The sequence below is a fragment of the Aliiroseovarius sp. Z3 genome (assembly GCF_029105185.1).
Classification (GTDB): domain Bacteria; phylum Pseudomonadota; class Alphaproteobacteria; order Rhodobacterales; family Rhodobacteraceae; genus Aliiroseovarius.
The window spans coordinates 20,238-44,290 of record NZ_JAFMZK010000011.1 but is presented as its reverse complement, the minus strand read 5'-3'; the positions used below and the strand labels follow the sequence as shown (position 1 = coordinate 44,290).

The 24,053-nt window shown below is 58.0% G+C and carries 20 protein-coding genes; 6 read left to right on the top strand and 14 right to left on the bottom strand.

Annotated features, from left to right (window positions below; translation table 11 throughout):
• Positions 1-13 precede the first annotated feature (13 nt).
• The 4 genes from repC to J3R80_RS16580 form a co-directional block, all read right to left on the bottom strand.
• The gene (repC, locus tag J3R80_RS16595) at positions 14-1,309 is read right to left on the bottom strand and encodes a plasmid replication protein RepC (protein ID WP_275394902.1); all 1,296 of its coding nucleotides are present in this window, start codon (positions 1,307-1,309) and stop codon (positions 14-16) included.
• Positions 1,310-1,581: 272 nt separating this feature from the next.
• Positions 1,582-2,553 (bottom strand): plasmid partitioning protein RepB, encoded by a 972-nt coding sequence (gene repB / locus J3R80_RS16590; protein WP_275394901.1) that lies wholly within the window; start codon positions 2,551-2,553, stop codon positions 1,582-1,584.
• 2 nt (positions 2,554-2,555) lie between these two features.
• Entirely contained in the window at positions 2,556-3,737 is a 1,182-nt protein-coding gene (gene repA, locus J3R80_RS16585; protein ID WP_275394900.1) for a plasmid partitioning protein RepA, read from the bottom strand.
• A gap of 209 nt (positions 3,738-3,946) precedes the next feature.
• Entirely contained in the window at positions 3,947-4,285 is a 339-nt protein-coding gene (locus tag J3R80_RS16580; RefSeq protein WP_275394899.1) for a DUF736 family protein, read from the bottom strand.
• A 400-nt stretch (positions 4,286-4,685) separates the two neighbouring features.
• On the opposite strand from J3R80_RS16580, the gene J3R80_RS16575 reads away from it, so the two are divergent.
• The gene (locus tag J3R80_RS16575; RefSeq protein WP_275394898.1) at positions 4,686-4,892 is read left to right on the top strand and encodes a DUF6429 family protein; all 207 of its coding nucleotides are present in this window, start codon (positions 4,686-4,688) and stop codon (positions 4,890-4,892) included.
• 280 nt (positions 4,893-5,172) lie between these two features.
• Here J3R80_RS16575 and J3R80_RS16570 read toward each other — a convergent pair whose 3' ends face one another.
• Entirely contained in the window at positions 5,173-7,038 is a 1,866-nt protein-coding gene (locus J3R80_RS16570) for a ParB/RepB/Spo0J family partition protein (protein ID WP_275394897.1), read from the bottom strand.
• A 124-nt stretch (positions 7,039-7,162) separates the two neighbouring features.
• A complete protein-coding gene (locus J3R80_RS16565; RefSeq protein ID WP_275394896.1) occupies positions 7,163-7,531 on the bottom strand; it encodes a phosphoglycerate kinase in 369 nt (122 codons plus the stop codon).
• Positions 7,532-8,131: 600 nt separating this feature from the next.
• On the opposite strand from J3R80_RS16565, the gene J3R80_RS16560 reads away from it, so the two are divergent.
• The 5 genes from J3R80_RS16560 to J3R80_RS16540 all read left to right on the top strand — a co-directional run bounded on the left by J3R80_RS16560 (position 8,132) and on the right by J3R80_RS16540 (position 14,085).
• Positions 8,132-8,548 (top strand): antitoxin Xre-like helix-turn-helix domain-containing protein, encoded by a 417-nt coding sequence (locus J3R80_RS16560; RefSeq protein WP_241188390.1) that lies wholly within the window; start codon positions 8,132-8,134, stop codon positions 8,546-8,548.
• On the top strand, positions 8,545-9,255 hold the full coding sequence (locus J3R80_RS16555; protein ID WP_275394895.1) for an RES family NAD+ phosphorylase: 711 nt from the start codon (positions 8,545-8,547) through the stop codon (positions 9,253-9,255). Before J3R80_RS16560 ends, J3R80_RS16555 begins: the two co-directional genes overlap by 4 nt.
• 454 nt (positions 9,256-9,709) lie before the next feature.
• A protein-coding gene (locus J3R80_RS16550; protein ID WP_275394894.1) for an IS3 family transposase occupies positions 9,710-10,806 on the top strand; the annotation gives its coding sequence in 2 pieces (ribosomal slippage) (positions 9,710-9,959 and positions 9,959-10,806; 1,098 coding nt in all).
• 34 nt (positions 10,807-10,840) lie between these two features.
• Positions 10,841-12,364 (top strand): hypothetical protein, encoded by a 1,524-nt coding sequence (locus J3R80_RS16545; RefSeq protein ID WP_275394893.1) that lies wholly within the window; start codon positions 10,841-10,843, stop codon positions 12,362-12,364.
• Complete coding sequence (locus J3R80_RS16540) at positions 12,361-14,085, top strand: hypothetical protein (RefSeq protein ID WP_275394892.1); 1,725 nt, start codon at positions 12,361-12,363, stop codon at positions 14,083-14,085. The genes J3R80_RS16545 and J3R80_RS16540 overlap by 4 nt, the downstream gene beginning before the upstream one ends.
• Before the next feature lie 84 nt (positions 14,086-14,169).
• On the opposite strand, the gene J3R80_RS16535 is transcribed toward J3R80_RS16540, so the two are convergent.
• The 8 genes from J3R80_RS16535 to J3R80_RS16500 all read right to left on the bottom strand — a co-directional run bounded on the left by J3R80_RS16535 (position 14,170) and on the right by J3R80_RS16500 (position 23,990).
• Entirely contained in the window at positions 14,170-15,327 is a 1,158-nt protein-coding gene (locus tag J3R80_RS16535; RefSeq protein ID WP_275394891.1) for a hypothetical protein, read from the bottom strand.
• A 212-nt stretch (positions 15,328-15,539) separates the two neighbouring features.
• Positions 15,540-16,547, bottom strand: a complete 1,008-nt coding sequence (locus tag J3R80_RS16530) for a nucleotidyl transferase AbiEii/AbiGii toxin family protein (RefSeq protein ID WP_275394890.1) — start codon at positions 16,545-16,547, stop codon at positions 15,540-15,542.
• A gap of 2 nt (positions 16,548-16,549) precedes the next feature.
• Positions 16,550-17,146, bottom strand: a complete 597-nt coding sequence (locus J3R80_RS16525; RefSeq protein ID WP_275394889.1) for a DUF6088 family protein — start codon at positions 17,144-17,146, stop codon at positions 16,550-16,552.
• Between the two features lie 318 nt (positions 17,147-17,464).
• Positions 17,465-18,604, bottom strand: coding sequence for an iron-containing alcohol dehydrogenase (locus J3R80_RS16520; protein ID WP_095587546.1), 1,140 nt, complete (start codon positions 18,602-18,604; stop codon positions 17,465-17,467).
• A complete protein-coding gene (gene fba / locus J3R80_RS16515; RefSeq protein ID WP_275394888.1) occupies positions 18,601-19,668 on the bottom strand; it encodes a class II fructose-bisphosphate aldolase in 1,068 nt (355 codons plus the stop codon). The genes J3R80_RS16520 and fba overlap by 4 nt, the downstream gene beginning before the upstream one ends.
• 15 nt (positions 19,669-19,683) lie before the next feature.
• Positions 19,684-20,691, bottom strand: a complete 1,008-nt coding sequence (locus J3R80_RS16510) for a class 1 fructose-bisphosphatase (RefSeq protein WP_275394887.1) — start codon at positions 20,689-20,691, stop codon at positions 19,684-19,686.
• Positions 20,692-20,693: 2 nt separating this feature from the next.
• Positions 20,694-22,172: a glycerol kinase GlpK gene (gene glpK, locus J3R80_RS16505; RefSeq protein WP_095587543.1), complete on the bottom strand. Its 1,479-nt coding sequence runs from the start codon at positions 22,170-22,172 to the stop codon at positions 20,694-20,696.
• A 105-nt stretch (positions 22,173-22,277) separates the two neighbouring features.
• The gene (locus J3R80_RS16500; RefSeq protein ID WP_095587542.1) at positions 22,278-23,990 is read right to left on the bottom strand and encodes an ABC transporter substrate-binding protein; all 1,713 of its coding nucleotides are present in this window, start codon (positions 23,988-23,990) and stop codon (positions 22,278-22,280) included.
• Between the last annotated feature and the right edge of the window lie 63 nt (positions 23,991-24,053).

Sequence of the window (24,053 nt, the reverse complement as noted above, 5' to 3'; positions counted from 1 at the left end):
GCCGATCAATATTTCATGCTGCCTGTCCACTGAGCCTGCCATAGAAACTGCGCTCGAGGTGCAGCTCCCCTGCCCCAGCCTTTTCGACCATGCCCCGCAGATATCCACCCGGGGACGCCACTTCGCCGGCGCAATGCTTGTCGAAGGTCAGAACCAGCGCCGCTGTCGCGATCTGGGGCCCAAGCCGGTCCTGAGCGAGGTTCCAGGCATGCTCCGAGATCCCGATCATCGGCCTCAACTGCCCAGCAACACGGTGCAGGTCACCCCAATCCTTCAAATATCCGCCCATATTGCGGGCCCAGGACGCGAATTCAGGACAAGCCTGCATCACGGTCGGCAAATCGAGCGCTGCACCGCGTTTCTTACGCGTCTCGGCAACCCAATCTTCCAACTCCCTATCCACCTGCTCTTCCGGTGGCGCATTGGGCACCACGCCCGCCGCTTGCTCAGTTTCTGAGCGATTACAGGTTACAGGATTAAGTTTGGTTGTAATTAGTATATGTGGTTCAGAATTGACCTCCCTGGGGTTCATTTCTTGAGTCTTTTCACTGGCTTGTTTGGTAGTTTCAGCGGTGTTTTCCACAACCTCATCCGCACGAACAGCCTTGAGATAGGCCGCCTCGACGCGCTCCTGGAGTTCTTGGAACCATGTCAGGAGCCGCTCGAGCGTCCCAGAACCCGTGTTCCGACGTGGGAGACGGTCCAGAAGATCCTCGAACATCCCTGACAGGTGCGCCCAGGGCCCTCTCAGCGCCGCGTGAGACGCCGCCTCGATCCGGGCGCGGATCATCCGGCGCGCGACCGTGATCTGCCGCTTCAGGCGCTGGCAGAGCTCGCGCTCGGCCTGCAATTCGGCCTGGAGCTGCTCGAACTCCTCGACACGCGCCGAGAGCGGCGACAGATCGAAGCCATAGGCCTCGATGATGCGCCCGTCCGCGTCCCTGTGACCCCATCGCTTGCCATTGGGGCTGTCCTTGAAGGAAATCACGCCGATCTCGGCCAGGCGCCGCGCATGGCGCTTAAGCGCCGAGAGCGAGAAGCCTGTTTGCTCCATCAGATAGGCGTTGGATGCCCAAACGATCGGGCGCTGCCCCTCTTCCCAGTCCTGGGCCTGCGTGAACGCCCCAAGCGTATCGAGAAGCAGCATGTCGCCGGCCTTGAGGCCTATATGCGCACCAACGCGTTTCACGGCGACAAAGGCCTGTGTCTTGGGCACGGCTGCTTGTTCGCCCGCCTGCGCGTGCCGTTCAGCGACAGCAAGTCCGGCCGTCGCTTTGCGCCATCCCGAGGGTTGGTTGATATTGGACATACCTCCACCGTTCTGAGGCATGACTGTCCCAGTCACTCCATGCGGAGCATTGTTGAATTTCTTCATTTTTTGTCTAGGCACAGAAAACCTGTTCGCCCGAAGACGTTTTTCGTTGTTTAGCGAATCGCAGGCTGCTAGGATTGTAGTGTCAAAACAAATCGCGCCTTGTGCGCAGCAGCCCTCGGGACTTCGGTTTCGAGGGTTTTTCTTTTGTGCCGTCCTCCTTTCTGCTCAGAGCCTCCATCTTGGCGGTTAACAGTTGTTAACCGCCACTATCCTTCGTGGTTCTCTGATTGGAACCGATCGAAGGAATCTTGAATGAGCTGGTCCAGATTCTGATCCAGCCAATTCGCGAATCTTGTGTTCTCCCCTACCCGCTTGACGGTCACTGAGAGACCCGATTTTCCACTCTTGATCTGCACACCGGGAACGGGGGAGCGCTCTTCAACTGAACGTTCCTGTTTGCCTCGTTTGCCAATATCCTTGAGGACGAACTCCAGGCGTCCGTCGGAGTCGAGCTCTACAGATTGTTCAAGAATTTCCAGCACACTCTCTTCCAAGAGTTGCCCTTTCTCAAACGCGGTTGCGAGCGTGGTCCATTTCGGACGCCCCGCCCCAGGAGCCGCGCCAATGGCTTCCCCAACTGAAACAGGTACCAAGCGATTGATGCGCTCTAGCTGCGAAAGGGTGTTCTTGCTGATCGCCAAAGCTTGGCATGCCTCAGCTCGCGAGTAGCCCTGCTCCAAGATCGCTTGAGCAAACCGAACACGCTCATAGTAACTCAGCTCAGCACGGCCCGCATTCTCGAGGCCCTTCGCCATCAAGGCGTCGGAATCATCGAGCGTCCGGATCAAGGCCCGCACGGGAATCCCCAAATGACGGCAGGCAAGAATGCGGCGCTGGCCATAGATGACTTCAAAATGCCCGTCACGATCCTTTGATGGACGCAGAAGCACTGGGACTTGCTGTCCGGCTTCGGCGATGCTGGTTGCGAGGTCCTGAATGGAATCGTGCGGGGCTTCGCTGTTAACAGCTGTTAACTCGATATCCAAACGGTCCTTTGGGCCCCAGGCCAGGATCAAGTTCGTGTCGATTTCCTGAATCCCGCCGAGTCCAGCACGGACAGACCCGATAGTGCCTTTCGGCAAGGTTCGGTGGGCTCTCTCTGAGCCGCCCTCTTTAGTTGCTTCACTTGCCGCTGTGATCGCTGCCATTATGCCGGTTTTGTTTTTCCCCATCGCCATGATTACCGTCCCCATGCCTTTTGTAGCATCCCTGCGATCTCCGCACCGACTGCATCCATACTGTTCTTTGCCCGATCATAAGTTGACCGGGTCATCTCGGATCGTGAAACCTCATAGATCGACATTTTGAGCATCGATGCATCGCCGATTGCCGTACTTCGCAGGCCAGTCGCGCCTACGACACGATCCTGGAAGAGCGCGCGCATAAGACTCACGATCTGCTGGCTGGGTATGTCACTCGGATCATCTCGTGTAATGAGAAAGGAGAAGAAATCATGATCAAGTTTGACGCCGGTGTCCTCGATCACACCGAGATAAGCCGACGTCATTTCGACAAACTGCTGTGTCGAGGCAAGATCGAGCATACTCGGCGTCATCGGCACGATCACGGAAGTCGCTGCGTAAAGACCTGTCAGCGTCAGAAAGCCAAGTGCTGGCGGGCTGTCGATGACCACCACATCGTAGTCGCCCTCAACGGACTGAATCGCCTGGTCGAGCTTTTCAAAAAACGCAACGCCACGTCCAGCATTGACCGCGGTTTCAGTCTCAAATTCGCTCAGCACGAGACGGGCAGGCGCCAAATGCAATCCAGGGAAATAGGTTTCCACGATAGCTTCAGACATCGGTACCGGATCGTCATAGCGCAATGCGTCATAGATCGAAGCGCCTTCGAATTCCAACTCCGTCTGAATTCCGCAAAAGCCAGTGAGGCTTCCTTGCGGGTCCAAATCAATTGCCAGTACACGATACCCGCTCAGAGCGAGGTAATGGCAAAGATGGATGGCAGATGTAGACTTCGCAGACCCGCCTTTGAAGTTCATCAACTGAATCACCTGAAGCTTGTCACTCTCTCGACGGCCAGGGAGGTACTTGCCGGGCTTGCGAGAGCTTGCCTCCAGTGATTGACGTGCTTCCAAGATCTCCTCGCCGGAATAAAAGCGCCGCCCGTTCTTGATCACTTGAGGCTCAGGCAAAGACCCGTCGCTATGGCACTTGCGCAAAAACTGACCCGTCACGCCAAGGAGTTCGGCAGTCTCTGTAGCACTGAATAATCTCAAATCCTTGCGCTGATCAGGAGCATAAGCTTGTTGAAGATGCGTCGTAAGCGCAGTGTGTAGACGTGCTGCTATTTGGCTTGTAAGCTCGGATTGAGACGCCGCTTCGATTGGTGCCGTCTGGAACATGGTTGCTATTTCTCTGCTCGAACGCGCTTATTTGCGCAACTTGACTCTAAAGGCCGTGATTCACCTTGTTAAGTCAAGGATTTTGTCCACAGATTGTGCTTCGCAAGAGACCGCGCACTAGGGAAGCTATGGCCTCAATGCGGAGTTAACAGCTGTTAACAGCGCGCGTGAGACAGGACCGCCGGGCCTCACAAGGCCCGGCGCAGAGCTTATTGAGCCTCCTTCGGACCCCAAGGGATAACCGCCTGAACCGTGTCATCACCCTGGTTTGCGGCCTTGCCCAGATTGGCGTTGAAGCCGAAGTCTCGGATGCTCATGGTGAAGTAGTCAGCACCGGTGTCACGGTTCTGCTTCTTCCAGATACCGCCGCATTCAACCAGACGACCGCGTGGCGAGCGGCCGAGAACACGGTGCGTGGGCGCCATCGGATTGTCGCTCGCGACGGGCTCGACGGTGATGTCGATGTCAAAGGTCAATGTGGAGATCGACCCGACGCCTTTGGCGGACTCGATATCGGCGCTTTCGAATTTGATGCAGTTGGGGGTCATTGCTTTGCTCCTTTTCTGGTGTTGCAATGATGGTCACCCGGCAAGGGCCAAAGGCCTGAACACACCGATGGCGGCGCGCAGCGGAGAAGGGCAGGGGGCCTGAATTTTGTTCCGCGAGGAATGACCCGAAGGGGCAGGGGACAATTCCGGCAACCGCCCTTTGTGTTCAGGACAGACCTTGCGACCAGCATGTCATGCAACACAGGACAAAGGAGCTTCGCAGACACCACACTTCATGCCAGAAACGGCTTCGATGACTAGGCCGCTAAAGGCGCCGAAAGTCGCCGCGTCAAAAGCGCGACAACCTACGGAACGAGACCAGGCGTCGAATGTGTAGCGTTGCGCCAACACCGGTTTCGCCATCAAATGCGATGACAATGGTGAATAACGGGTGGAGGCCATGGACATAGACATCGACAAACTGGATGCTGCCGCACTGGCCATTCTCAGCCTGACACTTCATGACGGGTCGCGGGTTTGGAAGGGGATAGACTGGGACATCTCGGATCGGCTCTTTCAGAAAGGCCTGATTGAAAACCCGGCAAGTAAAGCAAAGTCTCTCGTTCTGACAGAGCAGGGCCTGGAACTGGCCAAACGTGCACTGTAAGAGCAATTCGGCAAAGGCTGAACAAGAGCATTGACTGAATCGCTCAAGCTCTCGAGCAACAGAACAGAAAGATCAGCACTCAAAACACGAGGCTTTTGACCCACCGCACCGCCCAGGCGGTGCTCCCACGCGGACAGCGCCGGTCCGGCGGCGGGGCAGGGGGCTTGTCTCTTTGCCCCGCCGCCGGACAATTTTCCAGACCCTGCTCCTGGACAATCACTTGGCAAAAAAGAAGCCCCGCGTGATGCGGGGCCAGTTGGGTCTCCCCACGAAGGAGCCGTCAGGTGCAGTCGGGCACCCATTTGTCGAGTTTGGCTTTTTGGTCGGGGGTCAGCCCCATGAGTTTCTGGGTGGTGGGGTCGCTCACGAGCTTATCCATCTTCTGGGCCTTTTCCGCCTTCTTGAGCTTGGCGAAACCCGCAACCCGTTCATCGCGGGCATCGCAGTCGAGGAACTCGCAAAGCAGGTCGACCAGACGACCGGCTGACACCCGCGAGAAGAAATTCTCCGCCGTGGGCGTCCAGTGCTGGCGGATTTCGGCCCCGGCTTCGTCCGCGATCAGGTCAAAGAACTCCGCGCCACCGGCCCGATAGGGCAGGGTGCGGGCGATCGCTTCTGTGATCTGGGCATTGCGGGCTTTCTTGCCGTCCTCGCGAAAAGCGGTGAAGGCCTCGGACAGGTCATCAACGCGGCTGCCTTTCTGCCAGTATTCGCTGGCATCGATCCCATGCTCAAGGCGCGGCTCGTGGGTGAAGCCATCCACCACACTCGGCACGTTGGTGGGTCGATCCAGCCGAAGGCCGAAGACGCTCTCAAAACTGCCCGATGCCTTCGACAACCCGAAACCCAACAGGTCCAGAACCAGTTCCGGCTTGGTCAGAAGGGCCGCTTGCACCGAGGCCAGACGGATCGCCTGCATATCCGCTACCAGCCTTTGCGAGTAAGGGGATTTCGGGGTGTCAGACTTGGTCGTCTGTGGCGCTTGCAGGACACCGGCCTCGATGGCGGCTTTCTTATCTTCCGGGCGGACCAGCCCGGCAGTGATCTCAACCTTGCCCGAGCCGTTCACGAGAATGATGCAGCCCGCATGGGCTTTCTGATCCTCGGAATAGTCACCGTCGAGAAGGACCTGCAATTCGGAGAGCCGTGCTTCACCCTCCTCGTCCAGAACCCCGCCATTGGCCAGTTCTGCCAGTTCGTCGTATTCTTGCGTCTCTTCCTCAGTCAGATCGCCCTCGATAGGATAGAGACGGGCCAGCTTCATCTGATCGAGCTCGTAGTAGTTGAGCCAGGCCTCGGGTCGGGCCTCGGCCCATGCCCAACCTTGCGTCTCGACCAGATCGGCCCGGGCTGTTTCCAGCTTCTCGGTGAACAGGCGATCCAGAAGGGCAGGGGAGACGAGGAAGGCCTCTTCGGAGAAAAGATCGCACGTGACCGTGCCACCCTCGGCCTCATAGGCGTCGATGCCAACGAACTTGGCGCGGCGGTCGCTGGCCTTGATCGCATCGGGATGCAGCGCGTTCTTGATCGCACTCTCTGAGATCGCTTGGCCTTTGACCTGATCCAGAAGGCTCAGGGTGAGCGCTTCATCGTCAGAGAGGGTGAAGGCCTTGGCGATGCCGAGGCTGATCTCGCCAGCCGCCAGCGCGTCCAGCACGGGCGCGGGCAGGCCCGCCAATGCCAGTCGCTGATAGACCCGAGCCTCGGTCACGGCGAAGGCAAGGGCGATTTCCGGCACGCTTGCCCCGCGCGACTTCATGCGACCGAAGGCGCGGATTTCGTCTGCGGGGATCATGTCCTCGCGGGCCGCGTTCTCGGCGCTGGACCAGTCCTCGGCCTCGGCAACATCAGCGGCCAGCTTGACCGGCACCGTGGCGAAGGGATGGGTGTTGGACCGCTCCGCAATCATCTGGATTGCGCGGAGGCGGCACCCGCCCGCAACGATCCCGACTTTACCGTCCTCGTCCATAAGACCAGCGAGATTGTGGATGAGGCCGAAGCGCTCGATGCTGTCAGCAAGGCTTTCGATATGCGCCTCGGAAACGGCTTTGCGCGGGTTCAGATTGGAGATGTAGAGCGTCTCCAAGGGGATTTGCAGGATCACAGCGGTGGTGGTGTCTGCTTGGATGGGTTGTTGCTTGGTCATTGGGTTGTCCTTTTGGATGGAAATCAGGCCCGCTCGGAGCGCGGCACAGGCGCTCGGCGGCTGGTTTTCTAGATGGGGTAGGGGAGGGGGGGCCGGAACGCGCGAGACTCCGGCCTCGATGGCGTCACCACCAACAAGAATAGATCACGGTTGACCCTCGCGCGATTTCAGCCCGCGCCCATGCGCAGAACTCCAGATCGTAGTCGCGGTATTCGGAGGCCTGCTCGTCTTGGAACTGGTGGCCATAGAAGAACCCGCCCTCGCAATGGGGCAGGGCGCGTTCCTTCACAGCCTGTTCCAGCGTGTCGATGTCGGCGGTTTCCAGTTTCAACTCACCGCAATTGAGATCGGACGCCGAAAGCCCGGTCCGCTCGGTGTAGAGCGCTTCCATGAAGGTTTGCAGCTTGGAATGCTTGCGCCAGACGAATTTGGGGCTTTCGCCCTCCTCGCCGCTCTCGGGGGTTTTGACATATGCGTATTGATCAAGGCCCATGGCCAGTCTCCTTCTCAAAGTGGGAGCGGCGCGGCATCTTGTTTATGTGACCTCTCGGCCCTATCCGCTTCCGCCAGTGGCGGAGACCTCGACTGATCTGTCAGTCCGAAAAGCCCCCGTGCTTTTCGGCTGGGCAGAGCAGGGGAGGGCGGCAGCCCTCCGGCGGCCGGACGGCGGCCCGACACAGGGGGCCGGAGCGGTGAAATCGGGAGGGACCCGCGCGCCCCGCGTGGGAGGCACCGGATTTCTCCCGTGAAGGCTGGCGCGGAACGCGACACCAGAGCCCCTGTTCGGGGCGCCGGCCGGATGGCAGACGGAATTCAACATTGAAAACCTGCCAGCCCGGTCAGGGCGGAGCGGAGACCTGGCTGACCGTTGGTTCAAGCGATCGCGGCCTTACCCGCGATCTCATCCGAGACATGCACGAAGGATCGCTACCGAATGGCGAAGACGCGAGTCACGCGGCTCCGGGCGCAGCCAAGAGCCTGGTCAGCGCCAGAGCGCTGGCGTGCCAAACCCATAAGGCAACGCACGCACTACAAATGATATTGACAATACCTCATCATATGATATGTATATTCTACTCATATGGAGGCACTCATGCTTGAACCCATCCAAAATGCGCCTCAACCGGCATATGTCCAACCAATTGACCAACAAGACAAGATCGCCGCGATTATCAAAGGCGTTGTGCGGACCGCTGATGCCTGGGGGTTGTCGAATGCGGAAGCAGCAATGCTGTTCGATGTCCCGACAGCCACCTGGGGGCGCATGAAGGCTGGCACCTACAAGGGTGTGCTGGACCAAGACAAGGTCACCCGAGCAAGCTTGCTGATCGGGTTGTTCAAGGGATTGAGACTGCTGTTTAACGGCCCTCTCACATTTGGCTGGCCAAAGACTGCGAACGCGGGCCCGGGCTTCAACGGCAAGACCCCGGTTCAGATCATGTGCGAAGGCGGCATTCCGGCGATGATGAAAATGCGCCAGCATATCGATGCGCTCCGAGGTGGCGTGTGATCAGAGCAAGTGACCTGGCACAGGTCGAATTCACAGATCCCAATACTGTCCGGCTGATTTCCACTGCCTATATCGACGAGCCCGCGATGGCACCACTGGCGGATGATGACGATGACCTAGCGATTCTCGAGGAAATCGAAGGGCTGACATCTGCGCGCCGGTCCGTTACCTTGCCGATCCCGGGCGGCCTTCATCCTGGTGAACTTCTGACCGAGGCCGCCGGGTATGGTTGGACGCTGGTGAATGCGGCATTCTGCTATACCCGCCCGACAGGCAACAGGTTCAATGGCCCGGACCGGGGGGCGTGGTATGCGTCCTACGGCGAGTGTGCGGTCGAGACGGCCCAAGCAGAGGTGTCCTGGCATCTTACACGCGAACTTGAGGCGACCGGTGTGTTCGACAACCTCACGTCGTACAGGGAGTTATTTGCCGGTTTCACATCTCAGTTCCACGAGCTGGCACCAGACACAGACACAGACACAGCCGCATTGCACGCCGACCCAGCAGTCGCCTACCCGGCAGGCCAAATCTTGGCCCGCGATGTTCTCGGCTCCGACGGCAACGGAATCCTCTACCCGTCCTCACGGCTGCCAGATGGACAATGCCTTGTCGCACTACGCCCGCATCTCGTGCAGAATGTCCGGCAAGGTGCGACTTGGGATTTCGTGTGGGATGGCGATCCCGCGCCCGTCATGACCAAACGCTAGCCGTAAATTGATCTGTAGTTCAAAGGTGAGGCAACCTCGTGAACTTGCCGGTAGCCGAAGCAGTGCAGCATCAACAGGCCCGCCAATACAGTTGCCACCCATAGGCCGCGGAACTACACCTAGGGTGCAGTAGAACTCCAATACACAATCTAAGGAGATATCGCGGTTGCGAAGGAACCGACAGTTCAAGCCTAATCAAGTTGAAGCCGAAATCGGCACAAACGGCTTTATGGGATTTGTTTGCCAGCTTTCGCTGGGGGCATACCAAGACGAGCAGCTAGTCGATGCGATCGCGGTCGCTGCATCAAAGCGCAACCGATTGTTTACCCAGGAGGACCGAGAGCTTCTGGCAGGGCTCGAAGGCTCGAGATTCTTCGAAGTTCAAACGATCTGACCTGAGCCCCTGAATCTCCTCCAGTTTTGTGTAGAGTCCGCCCAACTTAAGGACGGATAAATGAAGACGAGATTCACCGACGAACAGATCATCCAGATGATCAAGGAGCAGGAAGCAGGCGAGCGGACTGCTGACGTGTGCAGGCGCTATGGGATTAGCCAGGGCACGTTCTATAAATACAAATCCAAATATGGCGGGATGGAGCCGTCAGATGCCAAGAAGCTGCGTGCGCTTGAGACAGAGAACGCCAAGCTGAAGAAGCTGCTGGCGGAACAGATGTTGGACAACGCCATGCTTCGGGATGTGAACTCAAAAAAGTGGTAACGCCCGATGCCAAGCGGAAGGCGGTGGCGCATCTGGTGGAGGTCCATCAGGTGAGCCAGCGTCGGGCGTGCTCTGCTCTGGACGTGGATCGGTCGACGGTGCGCTATCAGTCCCGCCGGGCCGAAGACGCGGATTTGCGTGATGCGATCAAGCGGGTTTCGAAAGAGCGCCGCCGGTTCGGGTATCGTCGCATCCATGTCATGATCCAGCGTGAAGGCTTCGAGGTGAACCACAAGAAGCTCAGAAGGATCTATCGCGAAGAGAAGCTACAAGTGCTTCGCAGGGGCGGTCGGAAGCGGGCTCTGGGCACGCGAAAGCCGATGGTTGTGCCGGATGGTGAGAACCAGCGTTGGAGCCTGGACTTCGTCTCAGACGCCTTCACCGACGGCCGCCGGTTCCGCATCCTTGCCGTGGTAGACGACCATACCCGTGAGAACTTGGCACTGATCGCCGACACATCCCTGTCGGGCTTGCGGGTCACGCGGGAACTGGACCGGGTCATTTCCGAACGCGGGATGCCGGGAACAATCGTGTCTGACAACGGCACCGAGTTCGCCAGCATGGCCATCCTGCGGTGGGTTCAGGACACCGGGATCGACTGGCATTACATCGCGCCGGGAAAACCAACCCAGAACGCATTCATCGAAAGCTTCAACGGCAAGCTGCGCGACGAATGCCTCAACGAAACGCTCTTCAGCTCACTGGCCGAAGCTCGGGAAGTGTTGGAAGCATGGCAGGAGGATTACAACACCCACAGACCACACTCGGCGCTCGGAAACCTGACACCGACGGAATTTGCAGAGAAAATGAACATGGACAAACGGGCCGCGTAAGGCCATCAAATCAAACCCAAGGACTCTCCGTGAGGTGGAGGAAACTTGGGGCTCAGGTCAGATCCTGTGTGAGGTCATTCCCCTTCTTCAAACAGCACCATCCGAATTAACTGAACTGGTTCAATTTCTTGTCGAAACAGGCGGCGCTGACCTTGCCGCCAATCAACCGAACGCTGCCTTCAGAAAATGGTGTGAAGTGGACCCGAGTCGATCAGACGAAGTCATTCAGCTAGCTAAAGACGGGAACGAACTGGCCCGCCTTCACCTGGTGTTCGCATTGCAAGCCAAGGCAGATTTCGACGAGGCAGTCGCTTGCCTTGATCGTAGCGAAGAAGAACAAACAGCTGGTGTCCTGGCATTGTCGCGCATGCACTTGAACGCGGACCAAGTCCTCGCCGCCGTAGAACAAACCATTGCCCTAGCATTGGCAGCGGACATTAAGACATCATGTGGTATCACTAGAGCCATCTACGACATTGTCGCCAAAGATAAAGACGTAGATCGCTCATTGCTCCTCCCCGTTCTGGACAAGCTCTTCGCCTCAATCGATGACCACGTTATCCATTTAGCAGCGTCGTTGTTGAATTGGCACCAAGTGGAGATGAGCGAAGATGAGACAGGCAAGTGCTTGCGACAACTCGCTTCCGTGAAGCCCGAGAACAAGGGGACCATTGATGAAATCGACATGGCTTTGTCGAAGCTAGTCGATAGAAACGAGATTCAGAGTGCGAGTTCTGCCGCCCGCGCGATCATCGACATTTCTAAAGGTGCCATTGGTAGTGATGCGCTGGACTCATTTTTTCACAAACTGACCCAAGGAAACTCAGAACAACTTGCTCGGTTGACGACGGACTGGTTGTCTTCGGGTAGCTTTTTCTCCTGTGCCGCCCTTAACCAAGCCATTTCTGAAATCAACCAAATTGCCCCTGTATTCGCAGTCGATGAAATTCCACTTCCGGAAACCGCTGATGAGCAGATCTTTCTGTGCCGAAAAGCAATTGGCTATCTGTTTATCCATCCAATGACGGCAGCGGCCTTCTCTGTCGCCGTTTTGGAGCGTGGCCAACCTGAAGCCAAGCAACATGCAATCGACCTTCTCTACGATCCATTGCTGCTGAGCTACAGTGGTACTCTGAAGGACTGGCTCGAGGCATTTGCCAAAGACAATGAAACCAGCCGCACAGATATCGAGAAGGTTTTGCAACGCGCACAAATAGTCTGGGACGGTTGCAGGGAAGCCCGCGAAATTGTCGAATTTGAGCCAAGTGAAAGCGCGTGTGCAGTGGTTGATTTCCAAAAGATGGAAGAAGCTGAACGCACGCGTGATGAGGCCGGACGACGGTCTATTTTCGCTGATCTATTTACAACGCAGCACCTGCTTTATGGTGACAGGTCTGCCTTCAACATCATGACGAGTGCCGAAGAACTGGAACAAAAGACCATGCCCTTTTCAGAGATCAGCATAAGCTCCGAGCTACCAAAGGGAATATTTGTTGATCCCATTGGGCTGGACATGCTGCTACATCAGTTTCGCAACGAACGGATGGTTGAACAATGAAGCTGATCGTTCGGCAATATGTTCAAGGTCTCAAGGAAAGAGATGAGCTTGATGTGCTGCTGCCGCAGCTGCTCAGTGAAATCGGGTACGAGGTCATTCATCATCCTGGACGCGGAACGAAACAGGCTGGCGTTGATGTTGCGGCAGTCGGCCCCGACCCGGACGCAGATGGCGAGAAAGCGCTGCACCTCTTCTTGATAAAGTCTGGCGATTTGGGGCGAACGGATTGGAACGGAGGCAAGCCTCAGGATGTCATGCCCTCATTGGATGAGATACGCTACGACTATATTCCAAATCGTATCCCCGAACAGTACTCCAAGCTCCCGATTTCGATCTGCATTTGCATGGGAGGTGAGCTCAAGGAAGTCGTTCGGTCGTATTGGCGAGGCTACGTCGAAAAGAACACAACGGACACGATACGCTACCGCGAATGGAATGGGGATCGCTTGGCGAACCTGATTTTGTCCGGACTTCTCAATCGAGAACTTCTGGATGTAGATCGCCGAGTGGCCTTTCAGAAGGCCGTGGCAATGGTCAGCGAGCCGGACACGTCATATCGACATTTCCGAGAGCTGATACATGAGCTGACCGAAGAAATCGAGGACGACCACCGAGGCACAACCCGCCTTCGCCAACTGGTTATCTGTCTCTGGATTTTGGTAAGCAACGGTGTTGAGGCTGAGAACTTGGAAGCGCCCTACCGGTGCAGTGAACTTGCCTTACTGTACTCTTGGGATGTGCTCAATCGGAGTGCTAGTGCCAAGAAAAAGGAACGCAAAGCACGCTCTGAAATCGTCGATCATGTTCTTTCACTCTACCTAACGATCGGTCAGAAACTGATCGTTGAGAAAATTGGACCGCATGCGGATAAAAAGCACGCGGTATCAAGCGCAGTACGGTCGGGTTCGGAGCTTGATATCAACCTTGCACTTTTTGAAGCGATGGGGCGTTCCGCACTCCTTGGGCTATGGCATCACTTCATAGGTGTGAAATCGGATGGGAAACAACGTGAGCAGCACCTGAGACTACGAGACCAATGTCAGAACATTGCTGTGTCGCTGATCAATCAAAACCCAACACTCACAACACCGCTCCGCGATGATCACCATATCGAAATCGGCATGCTCATGCTGTTGGCCCAAGGGGGAGGGGATGTTCCGAATGTCTCTGGCTATGTGGTGGAGATCGCAACGCGCCTGAACTACCGATATCGGCTCAGGAAATCGTGGCCCACCCATTTTCAGGACTATCGCGAGTTGGCTCGCCATCCGGTCAATTTAAGCGATGAGTATTTCAAGAAATCCACCAAGGGCAGCGTTCTTGTGCCTTTTCTGAAAGTTTCCTTGGAGCGAATTCAAGAAATTGAACAACTGGCCGCTTTGGAGAAAACCATCGCAGAGGAGCTTCCTGACATGACACAGCAAGTCTGGGTTCCGCGAGATGGGTCGGAAGAGTTTTTCTGGCGGCAGGGAACAAGCCAGGGCATCGCAATCCCCGTTCCGATGATGGAGCTGGAGGGGCAGAGTCGTTCTTTGGGAAGCCAGATCGACGAGATCGTCGATAACTTCAAAGCACTCAATGAAATGTCGGCAATTCAGCGGGGGTTGGTACCCTTGTTGCTGATGGCTTGCCGTCACCACCGGCTCCCACTTCCGCCACATCTTTGGTTTCAAGCTGAGAACGCCACCGAGAGGGAAAGCGAGACAAAACCTCAGGCGTAGAGAAAAACAAAACCTCACAATGCGGACCCGAGATGGATCCTGTAAGCTCCACCGACAGAGCCGGTGGAGCTAAGTGACGCTCAATCACTCGTGATCATCATTGTTACGAATAATCACCCCATGCTCTGCGTACGCATCCAGAAGATGCCCGAGATACTCGCTGGTGCTGGCAGTCACGTGTCCCAAACCCGGCCAAGTGAACGGAAACGTCATACAGGTCATCGCAAGCTCGAGCTCGATGCCAAGCTTGTCGGCAACCGCTATGGCCGCACCGGGGTCCTTGTCTTCAGGCCAAAGATCTTCATCGAAGGTGATCCAAGCGTCGTTCTCATCATCGACACTGATCTCAGCCAACAAAGCACCGAGCCGCTCTCCCGAGTTGGTGGCATCTTCAAGAAGCGCGATCCGTAGAAGCAAGGAAATACTCTCCTCATCCAACCTCAGAGTTGGTCTGGAATCCACCACGTCGATCCTAGGCTCGGGCAGCGTCCGACCATCAACCCATTCAACAGCTTTTGGCTCCTCATCGCTTTCTTCCAACCACCACGGCGATGTGAAGATATTCAGAGGAGACGCACCGCAACTCGGGCAGTGCCAAAGGTTTTCAGCAATTTGAGCCCCCGTGATTTTGCCATCGCAGTGAAGACAATACCATTCCGCGGCCCGGTCATCGTTTAACGGGTGAACGACTTCGCCTTTGGCGTTTGGTCTGGTCGAGCGCCGAGGCCAATCAGACGCTATGGCTGCACGAATTTTCAAGGCCTGTGCTTCCGCAATCGCAAGCGCTTTCTCGACAAAGCCCGGGTTATTGGCTGGGCTGGCCTCTTTGTGTGTCGTCTCGATCTCTACCACGGGCTGCGAGAAATCCGCCTCTCCGATAAGGATGCGCCACCCATTGCCTTCCATGCGAATGTCACCGAAGGATTCAAAGAGTTGATAGGCATGCCCATCAATCTCGCCGGCTTTGATCGGCTCGCTGACTGGTCGCAACATGCTTTGCTCAATGAATTGCGGCTTGCCTCCAAGTGAGGGGAAGAATTCACGAACAAAGGTATCGGCCTTGGCAAGCTCTTCTTCGCTCGGCATCCAGCCTTGCTTGGCCTTGACCGTGAGCGCCTTCCAATGCGGAAAGCCCAATTCAGAGGCAATCGCATCAAGCGCCTCACGGTGGTTAGAGCGCGTGGCATGCGCATAGCGTTTAGCCAGGAGTTTCAGTTGATCGATTTTAGTTTTCGTAGTCATTGTTCAGTTCCCAAAATAGGGATCCGACTAGGTGCCCGCTACTAACCAGATCCCGAAATTGGTCTGGGTTGTTCATTTATGAATGAAGTGCTGCGTAGCTTTGCGTGGCGGGCACACTGGCATGCACTAGAGGCCGAATTCAACCTGCAGGATATCCCCACCTTCGTCAAGGCTCCTTTCCAATTGTCCCAGACTAAATTCAGACCAATTGTTCAGCTGTTGATTTCAGCCTCAAAAGCTTCAATTGCACCCAGTATGTCATCGAAGGCCGGCGCGCGTCCGATGATCATCTCCCGCATGCCGGAATAGTCCCGTCGCAAAGCGGCGGTAAGTTCCGCATTCGGCATCAATCTCAGGGACCCTGGTTTGGCGTCTTCGTAGTTGGCCCAAGCGGCTTTGAAGAAAACCGATTTGTGATGCGCGACTTGTTGCAGCAAATCAAGGCTGCCGACAGCACTCTCTTTGGCCTCATGACCGATGAGCTGAGCCATGTCGTAGTAGTGGCGCGACATCCGGTCAGCGAGGGGTTTAGCAGCATCCTGATGATATAGCATGTGCAGGATCGTTGCCTTTTCCCAGAAGGTCCGCTCGACACCCAACACGTTCACATCCACCCCACTTGATCCCAGCAGGTCGGGAAAGGCCTGATGAACATAAGACGATATCTCTCTGACCTCGGCGGGAAGATGGACGCCCCGCGCCCCAAACTCAAAGCGAACAATGGGTTTGACGTAACCGCCGGCACTGTCCGACAAGGATGGATAGGCGAAAAGCAGGGTTTGTGCGTCGCCTGGGTCAACTGTCAGGGAGAAACCCTGATCCAGACCGGCATCGAAAGCGGCCTGTATTTCAGCCAAAAGTGGCCCGGAGACTTCCGCCTCGGCCGCATCCTGCAACTCTTGCAATAGCTGTTTCTGTTTCTTTCCGGATAAATCCGGGTTTTCAGGATCGCGGTCACCTTCAAAACCCAACTGTGCGCGATCGAGGGATAGATCCACATCTTCCGAGAAGCGGTGGATCACGTCATAGGCTTTGGAAAGAGATGTCCCTCCCTTGAAAATCATGTGATCGCCAAAGGAGGGCAGGGCAAAGAGCTGTTTCAGGGACCAGCAGACCCAGAAATCTTTCTCAATGATAGCCTTGGACATCCCGAGCTGCGCCGCGGCCTCTTGGAAGGCCTCTTCTCGTTGTTCAGGGGTGTCGTTGGCAAACTGATCCATACTCAGGCGTGCGCAACGATCTGCTGCACGACAGGATGCATCCAAGCGGGCACATGCTTGCTTTGCTTGGAAAGCAAAGCTCTATCCTTGTCATCAAGCAAGCGTGCCAACTTGCCAATCACCTGATCGTCGACCCGGTCCTTGCCGACATAACGCAGCGCCTGAAACACGGCACCGGTTTTCTGGCCGGCACCAACTAGCGTCTTGGAGGAGGCATTGCGGAACTGGATCACCTGCCGACCGATTGTTTTGACCCGTGTTGGGCCATCGGTCATATAGGTCGGTTTGGACGGCACCTGGGTGGAGAGCCCCAACTGGTTGGCCGCCATAGCAGGGGAGGGCTGCAGGACCTGGTTGTCCTTGCGAGCCACAGCCTGCGCGACATCGTCCGCGGACGGCGACAGATAGCCAAAGCGCGAGCTTTTCTTGGGATAGTCATAGAGCCCCCGCGTCAGGCGTCGGATCACCGCCTGATCCGCCAGACGCGACAACGCCTGATCCACGCTGGCGCGGGACCCGATGTCCAGAAAATCTGACGGTGCAAAGATTGCGCCGCGGCCTTTTCCGATGATGCGTTGTTTGATCTTCGACGTGATCATGACTTACCTCCTTGTCAGAAACTAATATATGTTTTTCTGAAAGTCAATGTTGGAGGAAGTTCATCCAAAACCGTCTCGAACGGGCGGAATCCGGTCGTTCGCCGCTTCGCAGCATGCACCTGAGGGGATCGTCAAAGCAGACATTGATCTCCCGGGAGATCTATATCGCCATTACTCGGATGCGTTCGTCAGGCAAGTTATCATTCACGGTGACTTCGGTATGAAATGGGATTCGAATGTCGGGCTGACCCGTGAAGCAGACCGAGACAACAATCATACCAATGCGAATTTTCACGGGCTGCTTTTTGATCCCATCGTTCAGGCGATTTGCAAGATGCGACAGATGTCTGCGTGTTCAAGCGCAACGGGATTTGCTTTGGTGGATGAAGCATACGCGCTCAGCTTTGCGATACTATCGAATTCTGACTCGGCAATGCCTAAATCGCACAAACTCGGCAATCCTTTGGACTCGATAAAGCAATGCAGGGCCGATGCTCCGCTCCCGCCGGGGTCGCCAAGCCCATCGGCCAGCCACCCGTTCACTTTGTCAAAACGCACAGTGTCCGCGGATAGGCGCGTCAGGGCTTCGGCATTTACGGTCAGTCCAGGGGCCAGAAGTCGGCCACAGATAGCACCATGGGGGGCACCGCGCCCACCGATGACGGAGGCCAGACCATGTATGATCCCCAAGCCGGAATTCGCCAGCGCAATGCCGCTGAGAAAGCTTGCGCGCGCCATTGTGTCCCGTGCCTGAGGATCTTCGCCTTCCATCAGCCTGTGCAATGCGGCCATGGCCGGTCGGATATTGGCCTCGCACAGGGCGTCCGTCACCGGATTGGCCCGGTTGCACAGATAGCTTTCGATGAACTGGGTGATCGCGTCCAGCCCGCTCGCCAGCGTCAGACTTTTGGGGGACCCGTCAGTCAGTGCGGGATCCACGATCGCCAGGTCCGGGACGAGGCGCGGGTCGCGAAGGCTGATCTTTGCCTCCAGTTCAGGAACGCCAATCACCGCGTTCCGCGTCGCTTCGGCTCCGGTTCCGGCGGTTGTCGGCATGGCAATGAAAGGCAACGGTTCGTTCAGCTGTCGCGGGGATGCGTTGCCCTGTTCAAGATATTCCGCGGGATCGCCCTCGCTCACGCAGAGCCCGGCAACTGCCTTGCCCAAGTCGATTATCGCTCCGCCTCCGACCGAGACAATGCACTCCGCCCTGTGATCCCGGGCGATGGCAACGGCATCACGGACGTCGTCCAGATCCGGTTCTCCGGCTGAACACACAATCTTCAGGGAACCGCCCAAGCGGGTCAATTCCGCTGCCAGTTCGTCAACCCAGGAGACCGACCTTCCCCGAACCAGCAACACACGGGATCCTATCCGTGCGATCTCATCCGCGGTCGTAACACGACAGTCACGACCGAAAATCGTGCGGTTCGGAGCGGTCAGCGCAAAACCCGTCATGCGGCGGTGGTGCTCCCGATTTCCTGGCGCACATAATGCGCTGCCATGTCTGACAAGGCGATGGGCCTGATCCGCGGCGCATGGCCCACGCTGCCGAATTGCTCGAAACGGTCGCGGCAGACGGCGGACATGGCCTCGATCCCGGGGGCGAGGTATTTGCGTGGATCGAACTCACCGGGATGTTTGGCAAAGACTGTGCGGATCGCGCCGGTCAGCGCCAGCCTCAGGTCCGTATCCACGTTGACCTTGCGCACGCCATAGCGGATGCCCTGCTGGATTTCCTCGACCGGTACGCCCCATGTCGGGGCAATCTCGCCGCCATGGGCGTTGATGATATCCTGCAAATCCTGCGGCACCGAGGAAGAGCCATGCATCACCAGATGCGTGTCCGGCAAGCGTGCATGAATCTCGCGCAAACGGTCAATCGCGAGGATCTCGCCATCGGGTTTGCGGGTGAACTTGTAGGCTCCGTGCGATGTCCCGATGGCCACGGCCAGCGCATCGACGCCGGTCAGCCGCACAAATTTGGCCGCTTCTTCCGGGTCGGTCAGGAGCTGTTCACGCGACAAGGCCCCTTCGAACCCGTGCCCGTCCTCCGCCTCGCCGCGCAGGGTTTCGAGCGACCCCAGATGCCCGATCTCCCCCTCGACCGACACACCCACCAGATGCGCCATTTCGACCACCTTGGCCGTCACCGCGACATTCTCTTCAAACGTGGTCGGTGTCTTGCCATCGGCTTTCAGCGAGCCATCCATCATGACCGAGGAAAATCCGTTGGTGATCGCCGACAGGCAGGTGGCTGGCGCGTTGCCGTGGTCTTGATGCATGCAGACGGGGATATGCGGGTAAAGCTCGATCGCGGCACGGATCAGATGCGACAGCACGATGTCATTGGCAAAGGCGCGCGCCCCCCGGCTGGCCTGCATGATGACCGGGCTTTGGGTGGCGTCCGCTGCTGCCATGATGGCCAGCATCTGCTCCATGTTGTTCACGTTGAACGCGGGCAGCGCGTAATCATGTTCCGCCGCGTGATCGAGCAGCTGACAAAGGGATACGAGAGCCATGGGAGGGTCCTTTCCTCAGGACGCGGCCGAACCGGCGTCCGCAGTATGATATTGTGCAATTCGGTCCACCTCGTTGGCGGAACCAAGGATGACCGGCACGCGCTGATGATGGCCCGTGGGCTGAAGATCGAGAATGCGACTATGGCCGTCCGTGGCGGCGCCGCCCGCTTGTTCCACCAAAAGCGCCATCGGGCTAGCCTCGTAGAGCAAACGCAGTTTTCCACCTGCTGCGCGGTTGCCGTCATCTACCGGGTAGAGGAACACGCCGCCGCGCGTCAGGATACGGTGCACCTCGGCCACCATCGACGCGGTCCAGCGCATGTTGAAATCGCGCCCGCACGGGCCGGTCATCCCAGCCGAGCATTCATCCACATAGCGCCGCACAGGTGCGTCCCATAGACGATAGCGCGAGGCGTTGATGGCGAACTCGGAAGTTTCCGCCGGGATCGTCATGCGCGGATGGGTCAAGCGGAAATCGCCGGTGCCGTATTCACAGGAAAACCCGTAGACGCCGCTGCCCACGGTCAGGACCAGCATCATGGTCGGGCCATAGATCGCGTATCCCGAACAGTGCTGCGCGTCCCCAGCCTTGAGCACATCGCGGTCGCCATCCGTGCCCACGGTACAGATCGAAAAAATCGAGCCGACCGACAGGTTCACGTCGATATTCGAGGATCCGTCCAGCGGATCGTAGAACAGGAGATAATCGCCGCCCTCCGGCTCCTTGAGCCAGACCGCGTCTTCACGCTCTTCGCTGACCAGCGCGGCAAGACGCGGCGAGCTTTCGCAGATCCGGGCAAAGACCTCGTCGGCGATCACGTCGAGCTTTTTCTGATCTTCGCCCTGCACATTGGTGTCCCCGGCAAGGCCGTGATTGCCTTCGAACGCCGCGCTGCGCAGCCGGTTGCCGATCACACGGCAGGCCGAGGCGATATCCTCGATCAGAAAAATGAGATTGGGATCAAGCCCGCCGGGCTCGGCATAGCGGGTCAGGAAGCGGCGCAGGGTGATCGGTTCGGACATGATCAGAAACTCATCGTCGCGCTCACGGCCCGTTGCCAGGCGGCATATTTTCGGTCGCGGTCCTCGGAGCTCATCGACGGCTCGAAGCTGCGCTCCAGCGCCCAGGTCGCGGCGAAGCCGTCCATGTCGGGATAGATCCCGGCGCGACTGCCTGCGAGCCAGGCCGCGCCAAGGGCGGTGGTTTCCAGCACCTTGGGCCGGTCCACGCGGGCGTCGATGATGTCAGAGAGGAATTGCATCGTGTAATCCGAGGCGCTCATGCCGCCGTCGACCCGAAGCACCGCGTCGCTTGCCCCGCCCATATCCGCCTGCATCGCTGCCAGAAGATCGCGGGTCTGGTAGCCCACGCTTTCCAGCGCCGCGCGGGCTAACTCTTCAGGCCCAGAGCCGCGGGTCAGGCCAAACACCGCCCCGCGGCATTCGGCGTTCCAATAAGGCGCGCCCAGCCCGGTGAAGGCCGGCACAAGCACCACGTTTTGAGCCGGATCTGCGACGTCTGCCAGCGGTTGGGTTTCCTTGGCCTCGCGGATGATCTTCAGCCCGTCGCGCAACCATTGCACCACGGCACCGGCGATAAAGATCGAGCCTTCCAGCGCATAGGTCGGCTTGCCGTCCAGCTGATAGGCGATGGTGGTGAGCAGCCGGTTTTGTGACCGAACGGGCGTGTCGCCCGTGTTGATCAGCGCGAAACAGCCCGTTCCATAAGTGGATTTCAACATCCCCGGTTCGAAACAGGCCTGACCCACGGTGGCCGCCTGCTGATCACCCGCGATGCCCAGGATCGGGATCGGGTGGCCGAAAAGATCGGCACGCGTTTCGCCGAAATCGGCGGCACAGTCGCGCACCTCGGGAAGCATGGACATGGGGATGTTCAGCCGGTCGCAAATCGTCCGTGACCAGCGCCCTTTGCGGATGTCATACAGCATCGTGCGCGCGGCATTGGTGGCGTCGGTGACATGCTGCTTGCCGCCGGTCAGGTTCCAGACCAGCCATGTATCGACCGTACCAAAGACCAGCTCTCCGGCCTCGGCCCGGGCGCGGGCACCTTCAACGTTGTCGAGTATCCACGCCAGCTTGGTGCCGCTGAAATACGGGTCCAGCAACAGCCCGGTGCGGTCTGTCACCACCTCTTCGAACCCATCGGCTTTCAGCGCCTTGCACATGGACGAGGTGCGCCGGTCCTGCCAGACGATGGCATTGTGGATGGGCTTGCCCGTGGCGCGGTCCCAGACCAGCGTGGTTTCGCGCTGGTTGGTGATGCCGATGGCGGCAATATCGGCTCCGCCGGATTTCTCGATGGCCGCCCGGCAGGTCGCCGCCGTGGTCGCCCAGAGATCGTCCGGGTCATGCTCGACCCAACCGCTGTCGGGGAAATACTGGGGGAATTCTTCCTGCGCCGAAGCAACGGCCTGCATTGCCGCGTCATACACAATCGCCCGCGTCGATGTCGTGCCCTGATCAATGGCCAGAATATGGGTCATGACCGCCTCTCCTTAAAGCGATGTAGCGATGCACCGAACCGGTGCGGAGTTTGTGGGGGATTGAATTGGCCGAGGCCCCGTAGGGCCCCGACCGGGGAGGAAGGCTTACTTCCAGGACGCGATCAACGCATCGTAGCTGACGGTCTGGGGCTCTTCGTCCTCGTTCTCAAGCTTGGCGTAAGGGGCGCCGGGCTGGGCGAACCAGTGCTCCGCATCCATCTCTTCGTTCAGCTTGGGACCGATGTCACCCTGGATACCGGCGCGCTCCAGACGCTCAAGAACTCGCTCCTGGTCGGCGCAAAGGCTGTCCAGTGCTTCCTGTGCGGTCTTGGCACCGGACATAGCATCACCGATATTCTGCCACCACAGCTGGGCCAGCTTCGGGTAATCCGGAACGTTGGTGCCGGTCGGGGACCATGCCACACGTGCCGGGGAACGGTAGAATTCCACCAGACCACCCAGTTTGTCGGCACGCTCCGTGAAGCTGTCATGCTGCACGGTTGATTCGCGGATGAAGGTCAGACCCACATGGGATTTCTTTACGTCCACGGTCTTGGAGGTGACGAACTGGGCATAGAGCCACGCGGCTTGCGCGCGATCCACCGGGGTGGATTGCATCAGCGTCCAGGAGCCAGCGTCCTGGTAGCCGACCTTCTGGCCTTCTTTCCAGTAGACGCCATGCGGGCTGGGTGCCATGCGCCATTTCGGCGTACCGTCCTCGTTCATCACCGGAAGACCCGGCTTGACCGTGTCGGCGGTGAAAGCGGTGTACCAGAACATCTGCTGGGCCACGTTGCCCTGGGCCGGGATCGGGCCTGCCTCGGAGAAGGTCATGCCTGCGGCGGCGGGCGGCGAGTACTTGTTCAGCCACTCGATGGCTTTTTCCACTGCGTAGACAGCTGCCGGAGAGTTGGTTGCACCGCCACGGGCCACACAGGAACCGGTCGGCTGGGAGTTTTCGTTCACACGAATGCCCCATTCGTCAACGGGCAAACCGTTGGGCTCACCCACGTCTCCCATGCCAGCCATGGACATCCACGCATCGGTGTAGCGCCAGCCTAGCGAGGGGTCTTTCTTGCCGTAGTCCATGTTGCCAAAGACTTCGCCTTCGACACCCAGATGCGACAGGTCGCGCCCGGTGAAGAATTCCGCGATGTCCTCATAGGCCGACCAGTTGACCGGAACGCCGAGATCGTAGCCATAGGCCGCTTTGAAGTCCTCTTGGTTTTTGGGGTCATTGAACCAGTCATAGCGGAACCAGTAGAGGTTCGCGAACTGCTGGGTCGGCATCTGGTAGACTTTGCCATCCGGACCGGTGGTGAAGCTCAGGCCGATGAAATCTTCCAGATCCAGGGTCGGCAGAGTCACCGCCGCGCCTTCGCCTGCCATCCAGTCGGTCAGGTTGCGCACCTGCTGGTAGCGCCAGTGGGTGCCGATCAGGTCGGAGTCATTGACATAGGCGTCATAGATGTTTTCGCCCGACTGCATCTGCGTCTGCAGCTTCTCGACCACGTCACCTTCGCCAATCAGGTCATGTGTGACTTGGATGCCGGTGATCGCGGTAAAGGCCGGGGCCAGCACCTGAGATTCGTACTCATGCGTGGTGATGGTCTCGGAAACGACTTTGATCTCCATGCCCTCGAACGGCTTGGCAGCGTCGATGAAGAACTGCATCTCCGCTTCCTGCTCGGCGCGGCTGATCGACGACAGATCGCCGATTTCCGCATCGAGGAACGCTTTGGCGGCGTCCATGTCGGCAAAGGCAGGTCCCGCAAGGACCAGCAGCGCCGCTGTGGTGGATTTGAGGTTGAGGTTCATTGGTTTTGTCCTCCCATTTTGAACCGATGAATGAGGAAGTTCGAGACGTGGACGGGTCTCCTC